The sequence below is a fragment of the Flavonifractor sp. HCP28S3_F3 genome (assembly GCF_052065355.1).
GTDB lineage: Bacteria > Bacillota > Clostridia > Oscillospirales > Oscillospiraceae > Flavonifractor.
Genome location: NZ_JBQHUF010000007.1, coordinates 28,779 through 49,518, shown reverse-complemented (window position 1 = coordinate 49,518; position 20,740 = coordinate 28,779). Strand labels below are relative to the sequence as shown.

20 protein-coding genes are annotated in these 20,740 nt (G+C 56.2%); 12 read left to right on the top strand and 8 right to left on the bottom strand.

The window, feature by feature from the left end:
• Positions 1 to 3: 3 nt before the first annotated feature.
• Positions 4 to 1,476 carry a pyridoxal-phosphate dependent enzyme gene (locus ACTNB1_RS08160; RefSeq protein WP_441168752.1) on the bottom strand — a complete coding sequence of 491 codons (1,473 nt, stop codon included), beginning with the start codon at positions 1,474 to 1,476 and terminating at the stop codon, positions 4 to 6.
• A gap of 133 nt (positions 1,477 to 1,609) precedes the next feature.
• Between ACTNB1_RS08160 and xdhA the strand changes: the two genes are divergently transcribed.
• The 4 genes from xdhA (at position 1,610) to ACTNB1_RS08140 (ending at position 5,799) form a co-directional block, all read left to right on the top strand.
• Entirely contained in the window at positions 1,610 to 3,919 is a 2,310-nt protein-coding gene (xdhA, locus tag ACTNB1_RS08155; RefSeq protein ID WP_441168751.1) for a xanthine dehydrogenase subunit XdhA, read from the top strand.
• Positions 3,912 to 4,793: a xanthine dehydrogenase subunit XdhB gene (gene xdhB, locus ACTNB1_RS08150; protein ID WP_441168750.1), complete on the top strand. Its 882-nt coding sequence runs from the start codon at positions 3,912 to 3,914 to the stop codon at positions 4,791 to 4,793. The genes xdhA and xdhB overlap by 8 nt, the downstream gene beginning before the upstream one ends.
• Entirely contained in the window at positions 4,790 to 5,281 is a 492-nt protein-coding gene (xdhC, locus tag ACTNB1_RS08145) for a xanthine dehydrogenase subunit XdhC (RefSeq protein WP_441168749.1), read from the top strand. The genes xdhB and xdhC overlap by 4 nt, the downstream gene beginning before the upstream one ends.
• Positions 5,282 to 5,592: 311 nt before the next feature.
• Entirely contained in the window at positions 5,593 to 5,799 is a 207-nt protein-coding gene (locus ACTNB1_RS08140; protein ID WP_441168748.1) for a helix-turn-helix domain-containing protein, read from the top strand.
• Positions 5,800 to 6,053: 254 nt separating this feature from the next.
• On the opposite strand, the gene ACTNB1_RS08135 is transcribed toward ACTNB1_RS08140, so the two are convergent.
• The 7 genes from ACTNB1_RS08135 to ACTNB1_RS08105 form a co-directional block, all read right to left on the bottom strand.
• The gene (locus ACTNB1_RS08135) at positions 6,054 to 6,482 is read right to left on the bottom strand and encodes a GNAT family N-acetyltransferase (RefSeq protein ID WP_029172350.1); all 429 of its coding nucleotides are present in this window, start codon (positions 6,480 to 6,482) and stop codon (positions 6,054 to 6,056) included.
• A gap of 164 nt (positions 6,483 to 6,646) precedes the next feature.
• Entirely contained in the window at positions 6,647 to 7,306 is a 660-nt protein-coding gene (locus ACTNB1_RS08130) for a 3-oxoacid CoA-transferase subunit B (RefSeq protein WP_441168747.1), read from the bottom strand.
• On the bottom strand, positions 7,306 to 7,998 hold the full coding sequence (locus tag ACTNB1_RS08125; RefSeq protein WP_441168746.1) for a CoA transferase subunit A: 693 nt from the start codon (positions 7,996 to 7,998) through the stop codon (positions 7,306 to 7,308). The genes ACTNB1_RS08130 and ACTNB1_RS08125 overlap by 1 nt, the downstream gene beginning before the upstream one ends.
• A 79-nt stretch (positions 7,999 to 8,077) precedes the next feature.
• Positions 8,078 to 9,337, bottom strand: coding sequence for an acetyl-CoA C-acetyltransferase (locus ACTNB1_RS08120; protein WP_441168745.1), 1,260 nt, complete (start codon positions 9,335 to 9,337; stop codon positions 8,078 to 8,080).
• Positions 9,338 to 9,558: 221 nt separating this feature from the next.
• Positions 9,559 to 11,355 (bottom strand): hypothetical protein, encoded by a 1,797-nt coding sequence (locus ACTNB1_RS08115; protein ID WP_441168744.1) that lies wholly within the window; start codon positions 11,353 to 11,355, stop codon positions 9,559 to 9,561.
• 3 nt (positions 11,356 to 11,358) lie between these two features.
• Positions 11,359 to 11,982 (bottom strand): hypothetical protein, encoded by a 624-nt coding sequence (locus ACTNB1_RS08110; protein ID WP_441168743.1) that lies wholly within the window; start codon positions 11,980 to 11,982, stop codon positions 11,359 to 11,361.
• Positions 11,983 to 12,232: 250 nt separating this feature from the next.
• Positions 12,233 to 13,453, bottom strand: coding sequence for a helix-turn-helix domain-containing protein (locus ACTNB1_RS08105; protein ID WP_441168742.1), 1,221 nt, complete (start codon positions 13,451 to 13,453; stop codon positions 12,233 to 12,235).
• A 208-nt stretch (positions 13,454 to 13,661) separates the two neighbouring features.
• Between ACTNB1_RS08105 and ACTNB1_RS08100 the strand changes: the two genes are divergently transcribed.
• From ACTNB1_RS08100 to mobQ, 8 genes are all read left to right on the top strand, one after another.
• Positions 13,662 to 13,898, top strand: a complete 237-nt coding sequence (locus tag ACTNB1_RS08100) for a hypothetical protein (RefSeq protein ID WP_033120706.1) — start codon at positions 13,662 to 13,664, stop codon at positions 13,896 to 13,898.
• Positions 13,899 to 14,142: 244 nt separating this feature from the next.
• Positions 14,143 to 14,904, top strand: coding sequence for a hypothetical protein (locus ACTNB1_RS08095; protein ID WP_441168741.1), 762 nt, complete (start codon positions 14,143 to 14,145; stop codon positions 14,902 to 14,904).
• Between the two features lie 11 nt (positions 14,905 to 14,915).
• Complete coding sequence (locus ACTNB1_RS08090) at positions 14,916 to 15,128, top strand: helix-turn-helix domain-containing protein (RefSeq protein WP_033120704.1); 213 nt, start codon at positions 14,916 to 14,918, stop codon at positions 15,126 to 15,128.
• 287 nt (positions 15,129 to 15,415) lie between these two features.
• Positions 15,416 to 16,018, top strand: coding sequence for an RNA polymerase sigma factor (locus ACTNB1_RS08085; protein WP_052084494.1), 603 nt, complete (start codon positions 15,416 to 15,418; stop codon positions 16,016 to 16,018).
• The gene (locus tag ACTNB1_RS08080; protein ID WP_441168740.1) at positions 16,015 to 17,145 is read left to right on the top strand and encodes a hypothetical protein; all 1,131 of its coding nucleotides are present in this window, start codon (positions 16,015 to 16,017) and stop codon (positions 17,143 to 17,145) included. Before ACTNB1_RS08085 ends, ACTNB1_RS08080 begins: the two co-directional genes overlap by 4 nt.
• 32 nt (positions 17,146 to 17,177) lie before the next feature.
• The gene (locus tag ACTNB1_RS08075) at positions 17,178 to 18,443 is read left to right on the top strand and encodes a hypothetical protein (RefSeq protein WP_441168739.1); all 1,266 of its coding nucleotides are present in this window, start codon (positions 17,178 to 17,180) and stop codon (positions 18,441 to 18,443) included.
• 480 nt (positions 18,444 to 18,923) lie between these two features.
• Positions 18,924 to 19,265, top strand: coding sequence for a DUF3847 domain-containing protein (locus tag ACTNB1_RS08070; protein WP_325208225.1), 342 nt, complete (start codon positions 18,924 to 18,926; stop codon positions 19,263 to 19,265).
• The gene (mobQ, locus tag ACTNB1_RS08065; protein ID WP_441168869.1) at positions 19,241 to 20,716 is read left to right on the top strand and encodes a MobQ family relaxase; all 1,476 of its coding nucleotides are present in this window, start codon (positions 19,241 to 19,243) and stop codon (positions 20,714 to 20,716) included. Before ACTNB1_RS08070 ends, mobQ begins: the two co-directional genes overlap by 25 nt.
• The last annotated feature ends 24 nt before the right edge of the window (positions 20,717 to 20,740 follow it).

Genomic DNA, 20,740 nt, shown 5'->3' with positions numbered 1-20,740 from the left:
CTTTTACAGGCTCTTGAGTACGCCCGTCTCCTCGTTGAAGGCGTTGATCAGTTCGTCCAGATCGGCGGCCTGGCCGTGGATGCCCTTCCAGGTCTTGTCCTCGTCGTACCACAGGTCGTTCAGGTCGTGCATGTCCTTGCCCTGCTGCTCCACCCAGGTGTAGTACTTCAGGTTATGGATGCGCTTGCGGTCGTAGTAGTTCAGCTCCGCCATGGAGTCGGTGCGCAGGCCCAGCAGGTGGAGGGCGTGATCCACCGCGGCGGCCTTGTCGGAGTAAGCGCCGTGCTCCTCCTCCAGCTCGGCAATGCGGGAGCGGTACATGTCGGCGGAGTCGGTAAGGACGGTGAACACCACATCCCGCTCGGTGAGCTCATAGTACTTGGCCAGCTTCACGCAGCACAGCACGTTGGCGATGCCGGAAATGCCCAGCAGGGAGAGCTGCTCCAAAGTCTCCTCCGGTACGCCCGCCTCCTTCAGATAGGCCAGGCCGGCGGGATCGTTGAACAGCCGCAGCAGCCGCTGAGAGTCCTCGTCGTCAATGGCGATGACCATATCGGTGTTCTTTACATTGTGGATCCAGGGGATATGCTTGTCGCCGATGCCCTCGATCCGGTGGTCGCCGAAGCCGTTCTCCAGGATGGTGGGGCACTGGAGCGCCTCGCCAACCGCCAGCTTCATCTGGGGATATACCTCCTTCAGGTAGTCCCCGCAGCCAATGGTGCCGGCGGAGCCGGAGGTAAAGCAGGCGCCCGCCAGCTTGTCGCCGGGGCGTTTGATGGCCTCAAAGGTCTCGGCAATGGCGGAGCCGGTGACCTGATAGTGCCACAGGTGGTTGCCCATCTCCTCAAACTGATTGAAGATCATGCAGTCGGGCTCCTGCCGCAGCTCCCAGGTCTTATCAAAGATCTCCTTCACGTTGGACTCGCAGCCCGGGGTGGCGATGACCTCCCCGGCGATCTGGCTGAGCCACTCAAACCGCTCCCGGCTCATGCCGGCGGGCAGAATGGCCACGGATTTTACCCCCAGCAGCTTGGAGTTGAAGGCGCCGCCCCGGCAGTAGTTGCCGGTGGAGGGCCACACCGCCCGGTGGTAGGTGGCGTCAAACTGGCCGGTGACCAGCCGGGGCAGCAGGCAACCGATGGAGGCGCCCACCTTGTGGCAGCCGGTGGGGAACCACTTGCCCACCAGAGCCACGATGCGGGCGGGCACGCCGGTGAGGGCGGGAGGCAGCTCGATGTAGTTGGGCACCGCCTGGTACAGGCCGCCGGACAGGGTGGGCTGGTTCTTCCAGGTGATGCGGAACAGGTTGGCCGGATCCACGTCCCACAGGCCTACGCCCTTGAGCCGCTCCTTCATCTTCTCCGGCACGGTCTCCGGATGCTTCATGTTTTCAAAGGTGGGGAGCACCACCTTATTTTCTCTGGCCTTCTGGATGTTGCGCGCCAGCGCCTCCCGGTTCATGGTCAGATCGATCATGGAAACGACCTCCTTTTACAGCGAAATACTTACCTTCATGATATCACAAGAGCGGCGGAAATCAAGAAAAACCCGCTCTTTCCTTTTTGCCGCCGGTAGGTTATACTGAAAGTATATAAAGGAGGTGCGTTTTATGGAAGTCGGGAGAAGCATCCCCCGTGTGGACGCCGCCGACAAAGTGAGCGGCCGCGCCAAATACACCGACGACCTGTGCCCCCGGCCTGTGCTGGAGGCCAAGATCTTACACAGCACCATTGCCAACGGCTGGGTCAAATCCATGGACATCTCCGCCGCCCAGGCTCTGCCCGGAGTGGTGAAGGTGCTGACCTGCTTTGACGTGCCGGACATCCAGTATCCCACCCCCGGCCACCCCTGGAGCGTGGAGAAGGGCCACCAGGATGTGGCCGACCGGAAGCTGCTCAGCCAGCGGGTGCGCATCTACGGAGAGGATATCGCCGCCGTTGTGGCGGAGGACGAGATTACCGCCCAGCGGGCTCTGGAACTCATTAAGGTGGAGTACGAGGAGTACCCCGTCATGCTGGAGCCGGAGCAGGCCATGGCCGAGGGCGCCGTGGCCATCCACGCCGAGCGGCCGGACAATGTTTTGGCCAAAATGGATCTGCGCACCCCTATTGCCGACGACCGGTATGAAAATGTGGAGCAGGTGCTGGCCGACCCCCAGTTTCATCAGTTCCGGGGTCACTATGCTACCCAGCAGGTGCAGCACTGCCACATCGAGAACCCCGTCTCCTTCGCCTGGATGGAGGCTGGACGCATCCATGTGGTGACTTCCACCCAGATCCCCCACATCGTCCGCCGGGTCATCGGTCAGGCCCTGGGCATCGGCTGGGGCAATATCCAGGTCATCAAGCCCTACATTGGCGGCGGCTTCGGCAATAAGCAGGAGGTGCTGTACGAGCCCCTCAACGCCTGGCTCACCACCCAGGTGGGCGGCCGCTGTGTCCGGCTGGACGTGAGCCGGGAGGAGACCTTCCAGAATACCCGCTCCCGCCACCCCATCTCCTTTGACGTGGCGGCGGCGGTGGACAAGGACGGGAACATGATGGCCCGCTCCTGCACCGCCATCTCCAACCAGGGCGGCTACGCCTCCCACGGCAACGCCATCGTGGCCAATGCCATCACCGGCTTCCGGCAGCTCTATCCCGACCGGATCGGCCACCACTCCACCGCCTACACCGTGTACACCAACCGGCCCGCTCCCGGCGCCATGCGGGGCTACGGCATTCCCCAGTGCAACTTCGCCGTGGAGTGCATGATGGAGGACATCGCCCTCCAATTCGGCTTTGACCCCATTGAGCTGCGGCTGAAGAACATCATGCCTCTGGGATATGTGGATCCCTTCAACGGCATTACCTGCCACTCCACCGGCCTGAAGGAGTGCATCCAGAAAGGCAGAGAGGCCATCGGCTGGGACGAACTGCGGGAGAAATACAAGGATCAGACCGGCCCGGTGCGCCGGGGCGTGGGCATGGCCTGCTTCTCCTACAAGACCGGCGTGTACCCCATTTCCCTGGAAACCTCCTCCGCCCGGATGGTGCTCAACCAGGACGGCACCATTCAGCTCCACCTGGGCGCCACCGAGATCGGACAGGGCGGCGACACCGTCTTCTCCCAGATGGCCGCTGAGGCCGTGGGTATCCCCACCGAGGACGTACATATCGTCTCCTTCCAGGACACCGACACCGCCCCCTTCGACACCGGAGCCTACGCCTCCCGGCAGACCTACGTCACCGGCAAGGCCATCAAGAAGGTGGGCCTGGAGTTTAGGGAGAAGCTGCTCTCCTACGCCGCCGAGCTCTTCCCCGAGGCCAAGGACCTCACCATTTCCCAGCGGTTTATTGTCGACGGGGCAGGGGAGAAGCTTATCTCTCTGGAGGAGCTGGCCACTACCGCTTTTTACTCCCTGGAGCACTCCGTCCACATCACCGCCGAGGGTACCAACCACTGCAAGGAGAATACCTTCGCCTTCGGTTGCTGCTTTGCCGAGGTGGAGGTGGATATCCCCCTGGGCAAGGTAAAGGTGCTGCGGCTGATCAACGTCCACGACTCTGGCAAGCTTATAAACCCCGCTCTGGCGGCGGCCCAGGTGCATGGCGGCATGTCCATGGGCATGGGCTACGCCCTCAGCGAGGACATGAAGTTCGACCCCAAGACCGGCAGGCTGCTCAACGGCAATCTGCTGGACTACAAGATGCCCACCTCCATGGATCACCCCGACCTCACCGCCCTGTTCGTGGAGACGGATGACCCTTCCGGGCCCTTTGGCAACAAGGCTCTGGGCGAGCCTCCGGCCATCCCGGTGGCTCCCGCCATCCGCAACGCGGTGCTCAACGCCACCGGCGTGGCGGTGAATACCCTGCCTCTGTCTCCCCAGAAGCTGGTGGAGGAATTTACGAAAGGAGGGCTCATCGGTCATGTATGATATCGGTTCCATCTATCAGGCCACCTCGGTGGCTGACGCCATCCGGGCCCTTCAGGCTGACCCCGCCGCCCTGGTCATCGCCGGCGGCACCGACGTTCTGATCAAGATCCGGGAGGGCAAGCTGGCCGGCTGCTCCCTGGTCTCCATCCACGAGCTGAAGGACGAACTGAGCGGCATCACCCTGGCCGACAACGGCGATGTGGAGATCGGCCCTCTGTCCACCTTCCGGGACGTGACCTTCAGCGATGTGATTCGGGCAAAAATCCCCGTGCTGGGTGAGGCCACCGACATGGCCGGTGGGCCTCAGCTGCGGGCGGCGGGCACCATCGGCGGCAACGTGTGCAACGGCATCACCTCCGCCGACTCCGCCTCCACCCTGACCGCCCTGGACGCCGTGATGGTGGTTCGAGGCCCGATAGGGGAGCGGAAAGTGCCCATCTCCCAGTGGTACAAGGGCGTGGGTAAGGTGGATCTGGCCCACGACGAACTGCTGGTGAAGATCGTCATTCCCCGGGAACACTATGAGGGCTTTACCGGCCACTACATCAAGTACGCCATGCGTAACGCCATGGATATTGCCACCCTGGGGGTGAGCTGCCTGGTGAAGTTGAGCGCCGACAAACAGACCGCCGAGACCGTCAAGCTGGCCTTTGGCGTGGCCGGGCCGGTGCCTATGCGGGCGCCTGCCGCCGAAGCGGCGGTATCTGGACTGCCCATCGGCGAGGCCATTGAGAAAATCGGCAAGGCCGCCCTGGGCGACGTGAACCCCCGCACCAGCTGGCGGGCGTCCAAGGAATTCCGCCTCCAGCTGGTGGAGGAGCTGTCCGGCCGGGCGCTCCGGGAGGCGGCACGGAAGGGAGGCGCCGCGGTATGATGGAGATTCTGCACTGTACCGTGAACAATAAGCCGGTAGAGGTGGGCATCGACCCCCGGGAATCCCTGGCGGACACCCTGCGGCAGCGGTTGGGCCTCACCAGCGTAAAGAAGGGCTGCGAGGTAGGGGAGTGCGGAGCTTGTACCGTCCTGGTGGATGGGGTGGCCATCGACTCCTGCATCTACCTGTCCGTCTGGGCAGAGGGCAAGACCATCCTCACTGTGGAGGGGCTCCAGAACGAGAACGGGGAGCTGACCCCGCTGCAGAAGGCCTTTGTGGAGGAGGCCGCCGTCCAGTGCGGCTTCTGCACCCCCGGCATCATCATGTCGGCGGTGGAGATCGTGGGTTCCGGCAAGCTGTACACCCGGGACGAGCTGCGCAAGCTCATTTCCGGGCACCTGTGCCGCTGCACCGGCTACGAGAACATCCTCAACGCCGTGGAGCGGGCGGTGAATGAGGCCCACAAGTTCGTGGGCAAAGAGGAATAAAAGCAAATGAGGGAGGCGCCGGTCAGGCGCCTCCCTCGGTTTTACAGGTGGGAATTGGTTCCCAATATGCACATACCTGATCAGGCGTGCGAATTTTCCGGCGTGGACAATGGCAGTGCCCATACCAGAGGGCCAAATAGCTGCCATCCCGGTAGACATAGTGCTGTCGGTAGTGAACACAAGTGCCGCACGCCTGTCCGTCCACGATTTCATATTTGTACATCATCATCACCCTAAACTATTTTATGCAATTTCTGCATAAAATGCAATATGCAGTTTTTGCATGATGTATGCTAGTATGGGTGATGCCTATGTATCCGCGATTGGCGGAACTGCGGGAGGACCACGACTTGTCCCAGGCGCAAATGGCAAACATACTGGGAGTCAGTCAGGCCACCTATTCCCGCTATGAGACCGGACGTTTGGATATTCCCAGTCAGACGCTGATAGCCCTGGCTCAATATTATGGGGTCAGTGTGGATTATTTGTTGGGGTTGGATGAGAGGAAACAGAAATAAAAAAAGACCTGCGGCATTAGCGGGGTGTTCGTAAGACAGTTAAATAGGCAAAAGGCGTGACGAAAGTGATCACGCCTTTTTTCATGTAAGGATAGCCGCATAGCGGCGCAAGGGATGGATCCCCTTGTACGGAACGCAGTGACGCACCCCAGATATTCAGGGGGCCGAGCTGTTCGGTCTCGCAGAGCGCACATACGGGTTTAACCCGTATAGAAGTGCGCCCTTAGTATCAGTTCGACAAATCTTAATTTGACTTACTTCTTCACTCTTTTTGATAAATGAAGTTCATTATCATCTACATATCCAAGTTTATTATATACAGTTTGTGCAACAAGATTTTCTTGTCCTGTTAGAAGTTCATATTTGTCAAGTGGATAATTCTTACTGCAATAAGCCTCTGCAAAAGTAATCATCTCACTCGCTAAGCCTCTTTTTCTGTATGCTGGTTTAACATACACTTCTGTAATTTCAGGCATATATTCATCATAGCAGAACGATTTTTTAAGCTGAACACAAACAAATCCAACTAACATATCATCTTCATCAGCAACGATAACAACTTCCTGTTTATTATTCATAAGGGAATTTCTAATATTGTCTATGCTTGTATCGCCCTCACCATTAAATTCGTTGTTTAAGATGTTTAATTGCTCCGCATCATTTACAGTTGCTATTCTTACCATTACAACCTCCATAAATTATTATCTATTCGACCTATTCAAGTTTATCGGTCTGTTTAATCATATCATACGGCTTCAATTTATACAAGAACAGTCCCGGCAGACATTACTGCCGGGACTGAAACTGTTTTACGAATGCTCCCGATTGCCGCAGGTCTTTTTGATTATTAGCACATGGGCTTCAGGTCGGGAGAGACGATCAGGGTGGCCTCGGTAGCGGCCTGCACCTGCTCGACGGTGAACTCGGGGTTGATCTCCACCAGCTCCAGGCCCTTGTCAGTCACGTTGATCACGCACATCTCGGTGATGATCTTGGTGATGCAGTGCACGGCGGTGTAGGGCAGACGGCACTTCTTCAGGATCTTGGGGTTGCCCTTGGCGGTGTGCTCCATGGCAACGATAACTTCCTTAGCGCCCACCAGCAGGTCCATAGCGCCGCCCATGCCGGGCATCTTCTTGCCGGGGATGATCCAGTTGGACAGGGAGCCCTCCTCGTCCACTTCCAGGCCGCCCAGGATGGTGGCGTTGACGTGGCCGCCGCGGATGAAGCCGAAGGAGGTGGCGGAGTCGATGTAGCAGCCGAAGGTGTCGGCGCAGGCGGGAGAGCCGCCGGCATCGATCTTGTACTTGGGCTCAGCGTTCTCGGCGGAGGGCTTGGGGCCGGTGCCGATGATGCCGTTCTCGGACTGGAGGATCACGTGAACCCCCTCAGGCAGATAGGCGGGAACCAGGGTGGGCAGGCCGATACCCAGGTTGACAACGTCGCCGTCCTTCAGCTCCTGGGCGACACGCTTGGCAATAAAGCCCTTGATCTCAGACTTATCCATTACAGCTTCCCTCCATCCACGATGTAGTTAATAAAGGCACCGGAGGTGACCACGTTCTCGGGCTCGATGTCGCCGACCTCAACCAGGTTGTCGGCCTCAGCGATAACCACGTCAGCGGCGGTGGCCATCACGATGTTGAAGTTACGGGTGGTGCCCTTGTACCAGATGTTGCCGAACTTGTCGATCATGTGACCGCCGATCAGGGCGAAGTCAGCATGCAGGGGCTTCATCAGCAGATACTCCTTGCCGTCGATGGTCTGCTTGCCCAGGCAGTAGGGAGAATCCTCCACGATGGTGCCCACGCCGGTGGGAGTGAGCACGCCGCCCAGACCGGCGCCGCCGGCACGGATCATCTCAGCCAGGGAGCCCTGGGGGATCAGATCCACGGTCAGGGTCTTGTCCACCATGTTCTGAGTGCCGACCTCGGGGGTCATGCCCACGTGAGTGGCGATGACATGCTTGACCTGATGGTTGTGGATCAGCTTGGCTACGCCGTAGAACTCCTCACCATTGGGGCCGGTGGCCATGCCGCAGTCGTTGCCGATGATGGTCAGGTCCTTGGTGCCCTTCTGGGCCAGAGCCTCGATGATGTGGTGGGCGCTGCCGCAGCCCAGGAAGCCGCCATACATAATGGTGGCGCCATCGGGGATCATGTTCACCGCTTCCTCTACGGAAATTACTTTATTGCGCACGATTGTTACCCTCCTATAAGTAAAATAAGGGATTCAGATAAGGTGTGCCGGGCAGTGCCCGGCACGCCTTGTTATTATTTTAACACTTTTCAAAGATGGTGGCAACACCCATGCCGCCGCCGATGCACAGAGTGGCCAGGCCCTTCTTGGCGTCGTCACGCTTGAGCATCTCGTGCAGCAGGGTGACGATGATGCGGGCGCCGGAAGCGCCTACGGGGTGGCCGATGGAGATGGCGCCGCCGTTGACGTTGACCTTAGCCATGTCGAAGCCCAGCTCACGGGCCACGGCGATGGACTGAGCGGCAAAGGCCTCGTTGGCCTCCACCAGGTCGATGTCCTCGATCTTCAGGCCGGCCTTGGCCATAGCCTGACGGGAAGCGGGCACGGGGCCCACGCCCATGATCTTGGGATCCACGCCGCCCTGGCCCCAGCTTACCAGCTTGGCCATGGGCTTCAGGCCGTACTTCTCAACAGCCTCACCGGAGGCCAGCAGGATGGCGGCGGCACCGTCGTTGATGCCGGAGGCATTGGCGGCGGTGACGCGCTGGACATGCTGCTTGGCGTCGGCCTCATGGACCTGAGTCACCTCAAAGGTATGGACGATCTCGTCCTCCACGCCCTCGGGACCCACGGGGAAGGCGCCGCGGAGCTTGGACACGCTCTCCATGGTCACGCCGGCCTTGGGGAACTCGTCCACCTTGAACTCCACCATTTCCTTCTTCTTCTTCACCATCACGGGGACGATCTCGTCCACGAACTTGCCGGCGGCCTGAGCGGCCTCGGTCTTGTTCTGGGAGGACACGGCAAAGGCGTCCATCTCCTCGCGGGTGATGCCCCACACGTCGGCGATGTTCTCGGCGGTGGTGCCCATGTGATAGTTGTTATAAGCGTCCCACAGGCCGTCCTTGATCATGGTATCGACGACCTTCTTGTCGCCCATGCGGGCGCCCCAGCGCTCATTGGGCAGGGCAAAGGGAGCAGCGGACATATTCTCAGTACCGCCGGCCACGATGATATCGGCGTCGCCGGCCAGGATGGCGCGGGCGCCCTCGATGACGCTCTTCATGCCGGAGCCGCACACCATGCCCACGGTGTAGGCGGGGACGGAGTAGGGCAGACCGGCCTTCACACCCACCTGACGGGCGGGGTTCTGACCCTGAGCAGCGGTGAGAATGCAGCCGAACATCAGCTCGTCCACCTGCTCGGGCTTCACGCCGGCGCGGTTCAGGACTTCCTTCACCACGGTGGCGCCCAGGTCGGTGGCGGGCACGTCCTTCAGGCTGCCGCCGAAGGAGCCAACAGCAGTACGACAGCAGTTGACGACATAGACTTCTTTCATGTACATAGACCTCCAGATGATTTTTTGGATTTTCCCATGCAAAAACACCCTTCAAGCAAGATTATACCTCTGCGTTTAAAAAAAAGCAACTGCATGACCGGGGGATTTTTGGCTATTCTTTTCATATTTCCCGCAATTGTTTTCATAATTTTGACGAGTATTATCAAAAGGCAACACGGGGCGCCCAAAACCCCTCGGTTTCGGGAGCCCCGTGCATGCGGTCACTGCTGCGTAAAGGCGCAATTTTCCATTTGAGGCGCCAGGTCTTCATCTACAAGGAAGATCTTCAGCGTGACGGCGCCGCCATATTCCTCGAAGCTCAGGCTGGTGGTGCAGCCGCTTTCCGTAAAGGTCACCGGTACCTGCACAAAGTCAAGCAAAATGCCCTTTTCATCATAGAGAGCGCCCAGCAGCTCGTGCTGCTCACCGGTGGGCTGACCTACCAGGGTCACCCGCACCGGATCGCCGGCCTTTACGCCGCCCAGAATAGCCTCGTCCGAGCTGCCGGAGGGGGTGTACACCGCCGTGGCGCCGGTCTGGGGGGCGGAGGAACCGCCCACGGCCTCCACCTTTTCCACAGCGAAGCCGAACTTGTTAGCAGAGTAGGTAAACGCAGCCAGCTCTACCCTCAGAGTATCGCCATCCACCTCCAGGGTCTGTCCGGCCTGGGACTGGTAGTACCAGGCCTCTCCGTTTACCGTCAGATTCATGTCCGTGCGGGCAGAGAAGGTCACCCGCAGCTTTTCCACGGTGGGGTCGGGATAGGTATAGGTATAGACGGCGGTCTGAGGCAGGCTGCTGATGCCGTGCTCACTTTGCAGCACATAGCTCTCGCTGCCTGCGCTCCACAGAATGGGGGTGAAGTCCAGGGTGCTGGACCCCGAAGCGGGAACGGTGTATACCGTGGCGTCCTTCTCGGCACTGACGGCAGAGCCATCTTCATTGATGTAATGCCAGTTGGTGTCTATGAGATTACTGGTATCATTGGAGTAGTATCCCAGCCGGTAGCTGTCGCCCGGCTCCAGCCCGGACAGAGAGTAGGTGCTGTACCAGCGGCCATCCTCGTCCTGCTGGCCGTAGTTGGGTCCCACCATGACCTCCACCGCCGTGGGAGACATTTCAAGGGTGGAGAGCTCGTTCGCAGGCCGATAGTCCACCACGAAGATCATCGTCCTGTCCAGCTCCTCCGGGCAGTAGATCCTGCCGGTGACAAAGGGCTGCTGGGTCAGGGGGGTAAATTCGTGGGTCGTGGGCTGATCCAGAGAGAACGTGCCCGCCTGGCTGAAGTCAGTGGTCAGGCTGCCGTCCTGGTCCAGGTAGATGTTGCGGCCGGTAAGGACGCCGGAGACGGAATTATCGATATAATAGGAGAGCTGATACGCTCTGGCGGTCTCTGATTCGGGGACAGCGATGGTGAATTGGGCGATGTCCTGATACCTCGTAATGCAGGGATGTGCGCTGTAGGACACCACAGAGGATTCCCGCTGCATATGGGCGTTTACCGTCAGATTGAGTGCGCCCTCGAAGCCCTCCGGCCGGTAGACGATACCGGTGATCAGAGCCCCGGCCTTGACCAGGGTAAAGTCCAGCCCGGAGGTATTGCCGGTAATGAGAACGGGGTCCAGAGTCAGGTTGTCCGCCCAATAGATGTTGCTGGATACCCCGGCGGGAAGGGAAGCCATGGGCTGGAGCACTACACGGTAGGTGGCCTCCTCCTTGGGTACCGTGATAAAATAGCTGCCGCCGTCCGGCCCAACGGTACCGGACCCGTTGGAACCCACATAGTGGCCGTCTTCGTCCTGCAGGGAAATGTTGACATTTACCTCTCCGTCTTCGATATAGCCGCCTTCGGGCAGATGGATCTGGCCGGTCAAAAGCCAGCCGGTATCCACATAAAGATCCAGACCGGAGATGTCCCCGCCATTCAGGGTGATGGGCGTGGCTTCCCCTGATGTGGTGACCGTGTGTTCGCTGGTGCTGTAATAATAGCTGGAGTTGGGCAGGATATTGGTCTGCACATCCTAGTAGATGTAAATGCTGAGCTTGACCTGCTCATGATAGTCGGGGTCCACCAAGGCAGACCAGTTTCCCTGGGCATCCACCGTCATCTCAACAGCCCTGGTGTCGCCCTTGTCGGCGGCCTGCAGGTTAAGGTAGGGCGTATAGTCCGGGTCCCAGATCACCGGATCGCCGTCAGAGGAAACCAATCTGCCGCTGATGACTTGGGGCTTGGGGATGGTGAGATCGACGGAGAGCGTCCCCGTACCGTCCAGGGTAAAGGGCGTGGCTTTCTTTCGGTCGGTAGTGGCAGTACCACCCTCCACATAATAATAGGGCCAGTTGCAGATGACGCCGGAACCATCATGGACGGTGAAGGAGAGGTAGAAAGTACCTGTGACCTCCTGGTACGAGGAAATTTCATAGCTGCAGGAGGTGCCGGTGAAGTTGAACCGTGTTGAGAAAGCTTCACCATCCGTCATAGGCTCCAGCATAATAATACCGGAGTAATCGCCGCCGGCCAGTCCGCCGGCCAGCGAAATGGTACCGGAGGCCAGGACCTTGTCCTGGCCTGATGCCAGAGCGGTGCCGGGGAGGAGGGAAAACAGGAGAACAAAAGACAAAAGCAGACTAAAGCATCGTTTCATATGGATCTTCCTCTCTTTGCAGAAGACGACCTCTATAGGAGGCCTATAACTATGTAACAATATAACATAGCAGACAGGAAGTGTAATGAACGTGGGTTAATTTTTTCCAAAAAAACGGCCGCCAAAGGGCAGGTGTTCGTAAAACAGTGTTAGCCAAATAACACGAAATGAGCATCTGTCAGACGGGATTGGTCAACGAAAAAACACGCCATATTCAGCTTCAAAGGCTGAGTATGGCGTGTTTTTCTGTTTATTTGCGTTTCCGTTTCCCTTTTCCATGCGGCTGGTATGGCAGTGCCTTGCCACGCTGGTTAGTTGGGCTTTTCATGTGTTTGGACAACTTTAACACTTCGATGAGATTGATGAATTGCTCCTTGGTAATGGCGTCGTAGTCAATGCCGAATGTCGTAAGGAATATCCTTGCCTGTTTCTCAGCGTCACTGCACTCAAAGTTCATGGCATCCTGCAACTGGCTCTGAACTTCCTCTGCAATAGAGGGTGTGTCTGCCGTTGTGGTATCGTTGCTGTGTTCCTCCCGAATGTTACGGAGGATCGCCTTCAGATCGTCGGCAAGCACATGACCGAAATAGTCATCCTCCCGCACCTGGGCCAGCTCCAATGTCCGGGTGGCAAGATCGTCCTGTCCGTCCTGCTTCATCAGGGCCATCTTCCGTACTGCTTCCAGCATGGCGTTCATATCGTTGATCCGCATATCAGCGATCCTGTCCACATAGATTTCTGCGTCCAGCATCATACGCTGAAAATCTTTGTGGCAAAGCATTTCAGACAGCAGCCGGTGATTGAACTGTCCCGCCTTTAATACTTCTATGGCATCATCACTCAGATGCAGAGCGTCCAGCTCTGTGTCTGGGTGATTTTTCGTTTCTGTCATACCCAGCAGATAGTCCGTGGACACGCCGTAGAACTTCGCCAGCGTGACAATGCTGAATGGGCTGATGTCCTTGAAATCGTCTGCCTCATATTTGCCGAGGGCGGACTTGGAAAGCCCGGTCTGCTCCGCAAGCTGTTCCAGCGTCAGGCCCCGTTCCACTCGCAAATCCTTCAATCGCTCCTGTATGGTGAGTTTCACCTGCATGGCATGTCCCTCCTTCTTTCTGTCTCTAAGCGTGGAAATCCAGCCTGTTTTGCGCTCTTTTCCAACCTCTTGGATATACGGGAAAGAGCGTATTTTTTCGTTAAACTGTACCTGTAACAACACCTGAACCTTGAAAATCGAATGACTGTCCGAATGGGATATGTCCCCCGGCGAAGTATTTGCCATGACCGCAAAAGCGCGAGCATACCAATGGGGACGGGAACGCCGGGAGCGATCCTCCGGGCAGGAACGAGTTCGGGAAAAGCGGCAAAAAACCACAGCTATTTTCAAACCATGTGAAAACAGCGAAGAACCCGCTGTTTTTGTGCCGTTGCCCATATCAATCAGCGATGCACCGGGCAGCGAACACAGCACGCCGTTCCGTGTGCGTTTTCACCGAACTACAAAAAGGCAAGCAGAACAGCAAAAACGATAGGTGTCCCTTGTGAACAGGGATATACGGGCGGCAATTCCAGCGGATGGCCGTCCACAACAAAACAACGCTCTGCGGCAAATGGCTGTTGCCATCCAGCACATCCATTCTACCACAGAGCGAATCCAAAAAGGAGAAGGGATTACAAATATGAGCAGAAACAAAGCAAAAAACTGCCGCAACGAAGTGAAATCCTACATTACCCGGGAGGGCATGACCATGACGGAGGTGGTGGAGCTGCTGGCCGACGAACACGGCTGGAGCAGCAGCGTCCCCAACCTGTCCGGCAAGCTGCGGCGCGGCTCCCTGCGGTACACTGAGGCCGTGGAGCTGGCCGATGTGCTGGGCTATGATTTAGTCTGGCAGAAGCGCCGGGAGGTGAGGTAATATCGCAGGACCTGCTTACGGCTATATCCGTGTATCAAGCAAAGATCAGAACGAGGACAGGCAGCTTGTGGCTATGCGGAATAAAGTATATCGATAGCTAATATGACCCGCTTTTGTCTCAAGATAGCATAAAATAATTAACGATAAACATTAAAAATCTCTTGACAAAGCATATGTATCGGTATATACTGCAAACATAACGATAAACGTTAAATAATTTATGTTTTGCGTAGGAGGCGTTCTTATGAATTCTAAAACTCTTTCAAACTTCCACAAGTTCGGCAAAGTGGGCAAGATTGCAATGACAGTCTTAATGGTCATAGCAATCTTAGCGGCTGCAGCGAGCTGTGTAGCTACAATTTTTGTGTCTACGCTTCCAAAGAATGCGCTAACAGTTCGCGTTACCAATCATGCCGAATTCAGGATCAACGAAAAGAATTTCGATTCCCTGTGGGACATTCTTGCAGATGGTTTTTCTTGTGCGGGGGACGTAAGCCCCGAGGCAATGCTGAGCGGTGGAAATAATAAGATTATTCCTCCTGAAGATCAGGATTTCAATATGGAACTCTCATTTTTCAACCAGTCATTTTCTTCCGCCAAAATTCATTCCGAAGAAAACACAAAAGTGATCGAAGCCACGTCATCGCCTGCTGAGTACCGTTCGGCGAATTTGGTGTCAGTCCTTATCTTCGCGACTTTGTTTGCTGCTTCTGCTGCCGCAGCTCTGTTTATGCTGAAAAGACTGTTTGCGGTGCTTGCAAAGTGTGAATCTCCGTTCTGCGAAGAACTTGTGACAAAGATGAGAGCATTCGGTTTTTCTCTTCTTCCCGTTGCGCTGTTTGCCACCATTGGTGAAACGCTGTCTACCGCTTTCCTGTCTGCCGGAAGAGACACCGGGATCAGCATTCAGTGGGGCGTCTTAATTGCTTTCGCCGTAACAATGTGTTTGGTGACTGTATTCAAGTACGGGATTCAGCTCCAAAAAGAATCGGATGAAACGCTGTAAGGGGGCGGACAATGGGACATATTGTTTTAAGGCTGGACCGCGTAATGGCGGACCGGAAAATGAGCCTGAATGAGTTGTCGGAGAAAGTCGGCGTTGCAAATGTGAACCTTTCCAAGATGAAGAACGGGCATATCAGCGCCATCCGGTTTTCTACATTGGCTGCGATATGTGACGTGCTGCAATGTCAGCCGGGTGACATATTGGAATACAGCCCTGAAGAATAAAATGAACGTGGATGAAGCTTATGCCGATGAAAAGGGCAAACGATGACCATGGTGCCAGAGCAAATTCTCAAGGATCTCTTTGTAAGAACCGAAACATAACAAGCGGAAAAACGATAAAGCGGAAATTTCCTGTAAGGTGCCCGCCTTACAGGAAATTTATTCTGATCATCTATAATCTTACATTAAACTTGGAATAGCCCAAAAATATTCCACTTGACTTCTGAAACGAAAACGGATATGGTGCCGTCTAATAGGATGAAGCCGCTTCAAGTACCGGGGGAAACACTATGGAACAAATCGAAACAAAGAAAGCTCAACTTTCAGCCACCATGGGAGACCAGCAGATCATTCAGTTGTTCTTTCAGCGGTGTGAGGAAGCCATTACCCAGACCCAGAAGAAATATGGTGCGCTGTGCCGCAGTGTGGCCCAGCGGCTCCTGACTGACCCCAGGGACACGGAAGAGTGTGTCAGTGACACCTACCTTCGTGTCTGGAATGCCATCCCGCCGGAACGCCCCCGCTCTCTGCGGGCCTATCTGGCCCGCATCACCCGGAATCTGGCATTGGACCGTTATAACTACAATACTGCTGCCCAACGCAGTACAGCCCTCACCGACGCTTTTGAGGAATTGGAACCTTGGATCGCTACCGGGCAGGGCGATCCGGACACAGAACTGGATGCATCAGAGCTGCGCCGGGTGCTGAACGGCTTCCTGCGCCGTCAGAGCGCTGAGGCCCGCGTGTTCTTTTTGCGCCGCTACTGGTATGGAGAGAGCATCCGGGAGATCGCGGAAGAATGCTGTGTCAGCGAAGCAAAGGTTAAGACATCCTTGTTCCGCACGCGGGAACGGCTGCGCACGGAACTGGAACAAGAAAGGATCAGCCTATGAATCAAACTCGTTTTCAAAAATGGATGAACGCCGTGGACGATGATCTGCTGGAGGAAGCTCAGCAGCCTATGAAAAAGAGACGGTCCTGGCTGTACAGAGCCGGGGCGATTGCCGCCTGTCTTGCAGTAGCTGTAACTGCCATCACCCTATCCCACCGAGGCACCGACCAACTGGGCATGATCGCAAACCCCATGCACGAATCCAGCGCAGCTGAGTTTCAGCAGCTTGGATACTCCATCCCCCTGCCGGACAGTGCCTCCGGCACCTCCTACTACCTGATCGACACAGGGGCAAGCGACAAGCAAATGGCCGAAGTCAATTTTGAACAGGGCGGACAGTCGTACTACTGTCGTGCCTTAAAGGCAGAGCAGCCCCAGGACATCTCCGGTATTTATGCTGACTGGACGGAGAGCCTGGACTGGAGCGGCGAAGATGTTTCCGTCCAGCTGCGCAAGTCCGAGGATGCGGCCTGGGTGGGCTGGTATGCTCCGGAGGCCGAGACGCAGTGGTGTGTTGTCGGTGGCAGCGATGCCCAGATGCTGCTGGACACTGCCCAAACCATTGTGGAGAAGCTGGGGTACGTCATGCCGCTGTATCCGATGGAAAGTGTGGAGGACGCCTTTGCCGACGGCGGATACTCTGCGGACTTCACGGCAGCGGACCTTGTCAAAACCGGGGATGGGTATTCCCTAACCGCGGAGATCTATGACTATGACCGCTATGAACTGGAAGATATTCAGGGTTTGAAAGAAGGCGACCAGATCCAGGTCTGTCAGAAGCCGGTGACCGTTGAGAGCATCCGGCGGGATAACGGCACTGTCATCATCAACGGCGGCATCGAAAGCGGCGGCGTAGAGCTGATTGAGGATGACGGTCTGTACCGCACCTACGCAATGGATGACCATCCGATCTACTATGATCTGGGAACGATCACCCTGCCCCTATCTACCGACTGCACCTTTGAAGATCACGCCGACCTGGAACAGGAGCCTGACGGCTTGGTTCATGAGTATGAGGACGTCCCTGCGGCTATTCAGGCCAGTGAAACGCCCTTCAACTGCTATAACACGGTCATCACTGTCCGGCAGGAGCAGGTGGTGCAGATCATCCGCTATTGGATTCCCTGATGGATCGACATATAGAATCGAGGTAACATGATATGATTCAGAAAGAAAAATACAACGCAAAAAAGATACTTGCCCTGATCCTGTCTCTCGCCTGCGTGACAGGGCTGCTGGCAGGGTGCGGCCGACAGAACACCAGTGAAGGAAAAGCTGACGGAAGCTCCTTGGAAGAACAAACATCCGACACCTGGTATGAAATTGATCAGGAAGCAGGCATTCTGACCATCCGCCTTCCCGCCGAAAAGGAAGGATTCATTTGGAACTTTACCATCGACGACACCACCCTGTTGGAACTGCTCACGCAGGAGGACAATGACGGCACCTTTGTTGCCAGCTTCCGGGCGCTGGGAGACGGCGAGACAGTTGTGTCTTTCACCTATGCCAGGGATGATGCGCTGGAGGAAATCCGGGCGCTGAATGTTACCTGCAAGGATGGAAAAGTAGCCGACGTCTCCAACGCTTCCGTTATGCCCATCAGTGGACAGGATGATCCGGAGATCACAGACCTTCGAAACAGCAACAGCATCCCCATGATTATGAAGGAACACAGCGCGGTGACCTGCGTCTCCGAGACCTGGGACGGGGAGAACAACTGGCAGAATAAGACTGTCAGTCAATTCGTCAGTTCCGATGGCCGCCTGTGGTATGACTACGAACAGTACGATGATGCTGACCAGGTCGTATACTGCGAGGCGGGATACATCAACGATGACGTTCCCGGTGCCCTGTATACCTGCGAAAAAGACGGTCTGAAAACGATGACGCTGTGCTCGGCGTCTGAGTATGAAGCCATGGTGTCTGACCGCTGGCTGGCGCGTCAGCTATATGACTATGAGACCGTGGCGGACAAGGCTGACAGCACGGAGTATGGAACCACCACCCTGACCGCCGCCAGGCAGAATGGTCTGACAGGAATCAACAGCGAGGTCATTTACTTTATCGACGATGCGACCGGCCTCATCACCGGCATGGAGGTGACGGAGCATAGTGCAGAGGACGGCAGCGTAGTCTCCGTGACCCGCAGCAATATTCTCTACGATGAACCCCGGCTCATGGAGGAGCAGGCGGCTATGAATATTCTGTTCCCGGAGGACGCCTGCTATCTGAACGTGATCATCAATCCCGGAAAAGAGAATTCCGAGGAACAGGCTTTCCATGTGGATAAGTCCACGGAGGTGGAATTTGACGCCATGGAGGGCTATCAGCTGTACTACGATTATGATTGTACCCAGCCCATGGATTGGATCGATGTGGGGCAGAATAAGCTGACTGTCTATGTCACGATAGATCCTGCGAAATAAGCATTTAAGAGATTCTTCTGTGATTGAACACAAACAGATTTCGAAAATCTAACGCCGTAAACGGCATAGGAAGATCACTATAAATCAAACACACGAGCAGTGGAATAGATGGACAATTCTTGTCACTTCGGATATTAAGCCCGCATCGGTGCAGACGACGATAAGTAGCGGTCGATTTCTCCATTGCTAATGGCGCACTTCTATACAGGGTAAACCCTGTATTGTGCGTCCTGCGGAGCGAACAGCCCGGACAATTGAAGTCTGGGCTGTTTTGCGTCACTTCGTTCCGAACAAGGGAGTGCCTCCCTTGCGCTGCTTACGCAGCTATCCCAGCGCACTTTGCAGCGGGAACAATCTGCTTTCAGCAGACAGTTCCCACCGCAAAGTCTGAAAATCTCATACTGTCAGTCAGACCGTCTACCGAAAATGTAGGCGGTCTTTTTCATCCCATCCATCCCATCAAAAAGGAGGTCATGCACTATGACAAAACAGAAAACCGTCCCCGAACTGAAAGCCGAGATTGCCGCCAATGAGCGCCAGCTTGCCCAGCTCCGGCACAAACAGCAGCAGCTTGAAAACCGTGCCGTCTACTATGAAAAGGGTGACCGCCGAAAACGGGCGCACAGGTTGATTACTCGTGGAGCCGCTGTGGAGAGTGTAGTCCCGTTGGCGAAGGTGTTGAGCGAAACCGAATTTTACGCCTTTGCGGAAAAAGCCCTCGCCTTGCCAGAGGTCAAGGGTTTGCTCATGGAGGCCGTCAACGAGCACAACAAAAATGAGTTTGGGGGTGATTGGCCATCGCATTATTCCATTTTCACGTAACCCAGATCAAGCGCAGCGCCGGACAGTCTGCCGTGGCTGCTGCCGCCTATCGCTCCGGCGAAAAGCTGCACAGCGAGTATTACGGCGAGGACAGCGACTACACCCGCAAGGGCGGCGTGATCTGTTCGGAAATCCTGCTGCCGCCCCAAGCCCCGCCCTCTTTCTCTGACCGGGAAACACTCTGGAACGCCGTGGAGAAAGTGGAACGTGGAAAGAGAGCCCAGCTTGCATATAGTTTTGACATTGCCTTGCAGAACGAGTTTTCCATGCAGGAGAACATTGAGCTTGCAAGGCATTTTTTGTTGGAGCAGTGTGTGAGCCGGGGCATGGTGGCGGACTATGCCATTCATCAACCGGATAAGAAGGACGGCGGCATCCAGAACCCGCATTTTCATGTCATGTGTCCCATCCGTCCTATCGAGCCGGACGGAAAATGGGGCAACAAGCAGCGGCGGGAATATGTGCTGGACGAACAGGGTGAGCGTATCCGGGATGAGGCCGGGAACTATGTGTTCAACGCCGTCCCCACCACCGATTGGGGCAAGCCGGAGACATTGGAGTTTTGGCGTGAACAATGGGCGCAACTCTGCAATACCAGATTTGCTGAGAAAGGTTTGGATTGCCGCATCGACCACCGCAGCTATGAGCGTCAGGGTGTGGAGCAAATACCCACCCAGCACGAGGGGCCGACTGTCCGGGCGATGGAGGCCAAGGGTATCCGTACCAACAAGGGCGATCTCAACCGCTGGATCAGGAAAACCAACGCCATGTTCCGGGAGGCAAAACAGAAAATTGTCGCTCTGATCGACTGGCTGAAAGAAATAAAAGCTGAGCTGTCCAAGCCCCAGCCGCCTACACTGGTGGAGCTGCTGTCCGCCTACTATGACAACCGCAACAAGGGCGCATACAGCAGCAAGGCCAGAATCGCCAATCTGAAAAGGCTGTCTGAGGCAGTCAGCTATCTGGAAACCAAAGGCCTCTACACTGCTGACGATCTGGACGCAGCTCTGCATACCATGCAGGACAAAATCGACACGCTGAAAAAGTCGGCATCCGGGAAGCAGGCCCGCATCAAGGAACTGGACGAGCTGCTTCGCATGGCGGACTACTACGAGGACGGAAAACCCGTTGCGGACAAGCTGAAAACCATCCGCTTTGAGAAATCCCGCCAGAAGTACAAGGCAGAACACGACGATACGCTTCGCCTGTTCTACATGGCTGAGCGCAAGTTGAAAAGACAAGTGGTGGACGATAAGCTGCCTGCTACCGCATGGCGTGAGGAAAAGGCCCGTCTGGAAACAGAGTACAGGGATTTGCAGACGGAGCTTACACCGTTGTATGCGGACGTGAAAAAGCTCTGGGGCATCCATTACAACATCTATGAAGTGCAACATGAGCAGGAGCGCCAGAACGCCGCTGTGCGGCAGAAAAAGCAGGAAATCGAACACTAATTCTTACAGAAAATCAGGAGGTAC

Bases quoted from the DNA above. Each gene is read 5' to 3' on its own strand.
- ACTNB1_RS08160 (WP_441168752.1), bottom strand. From the start codon at position 1,476: ATGATCGATCTGACCATGAACCGGGAGGCGCTGGCGCGCAACATCCAG.
- xdhA (WP_441168751.1), top strand. From the start codon at position 1,610: ATGGAAGTCGGGAGAAGCATCCCCCGTGTGGACGCCGCCGACAAAGTG.
- xdhB (WP_441168750.1), top strand. From the start codon at position 3,912: ATGTATGATATCGGTTCCATCTATCAGGCCACCTCGGTGGCTGACGCC.
- xdhC (WP_441168749.1), top strand. From the start codon at position 4,790: ATGATGGAGATTCTGCACTGTACCGTGAACAATAAGCCGGTAGAGGTG.
- ACTNB1_RS08140 (WP_441168748.1), top strand. From the start codon at position 5,593: ATGTATCCGCGATTGGCGGAACTGCGGGAGGACCACGACTTGTCCCAG.
- ACTNB1_RS08135 (WP_029172350.1), bottom strand. From the start codon at position 6,482: ATGGTAAGAATAGCAACTGTAAATGATGCGGAGCAATTAAACATCTTA.
- ACTNB1_RS08130 (WP_441168747.1), bottom strand. From the start codon at position 7,306: ATGGATAAGTCTGAGATCAAGGGCTTTATTGCCAAGCGTGTCGCCCAG.
- ACTNB1_RS08120 (WP_441168745.1), bottom strand. From the start codon at position 9,337: ATGAAAGAAGTCTATGTCGTCAACTGCTGTCGTACTGCTGTTGGCTCC.
- ACTNB1_RS08110 (WP_441168743.1), bottom strand. From the start codon at position 11,982: ATGAAACGATGCTTTAGTCTGCTTTTGTCTTTTGTTCTCCTGTTTTCC.
- ACTNB1_RS08100 (WP_033120706.1), top strand. From the start codon at position 13,662: ATGAGCAGAAACAAAGCAAAAAACTGCCGCAACGAAGTGAAATCCTAC.
- ACTNB1_RS08095 (WP_441168741.1), top strand. From the start codon at position 14,143: ATGAATTCTAAAACTCTTTCAAACTTCCACAAGTTCGGCAAAGTGGGC.
- ACTNB1_RS08090 (WP_033120704.1), top strand. From the start codon at position 14,916: ATGGGACATATTGTTTTAAGGCTGGACCGCGTAATGGCGGACCGGAAA.
- ACTNB1_RS08085 (WP_052084494.1), top strand. From the start codon at position 15,416: ATGGAACAAATCGAAACAAAGAAAGCTCAACTTTCAGCCACCATGGGA.
- ACTNB1_RS08080 (WP_441168740.1), top strand. From the start codon at position 16,015: ATGAATCAAACTCGTTTTCAAAAATGGATGAACGCCGTGGACGATGAT.
- ACTNB1_RS08075 (WP_441168739.1), top strand. From the start codon at position 17,178: ATGATTCAGAAAGAAAAATACAACGCAAAAAAGATACTTGCCCTGATC.
- ACTNB1_RS08070 (WP_325208225.1), top strand. From the start codon at position 18,924: ATGACAAAACAGAAAACCGTCCCCGAACTGAAAGCCGAGATTGCCGCC.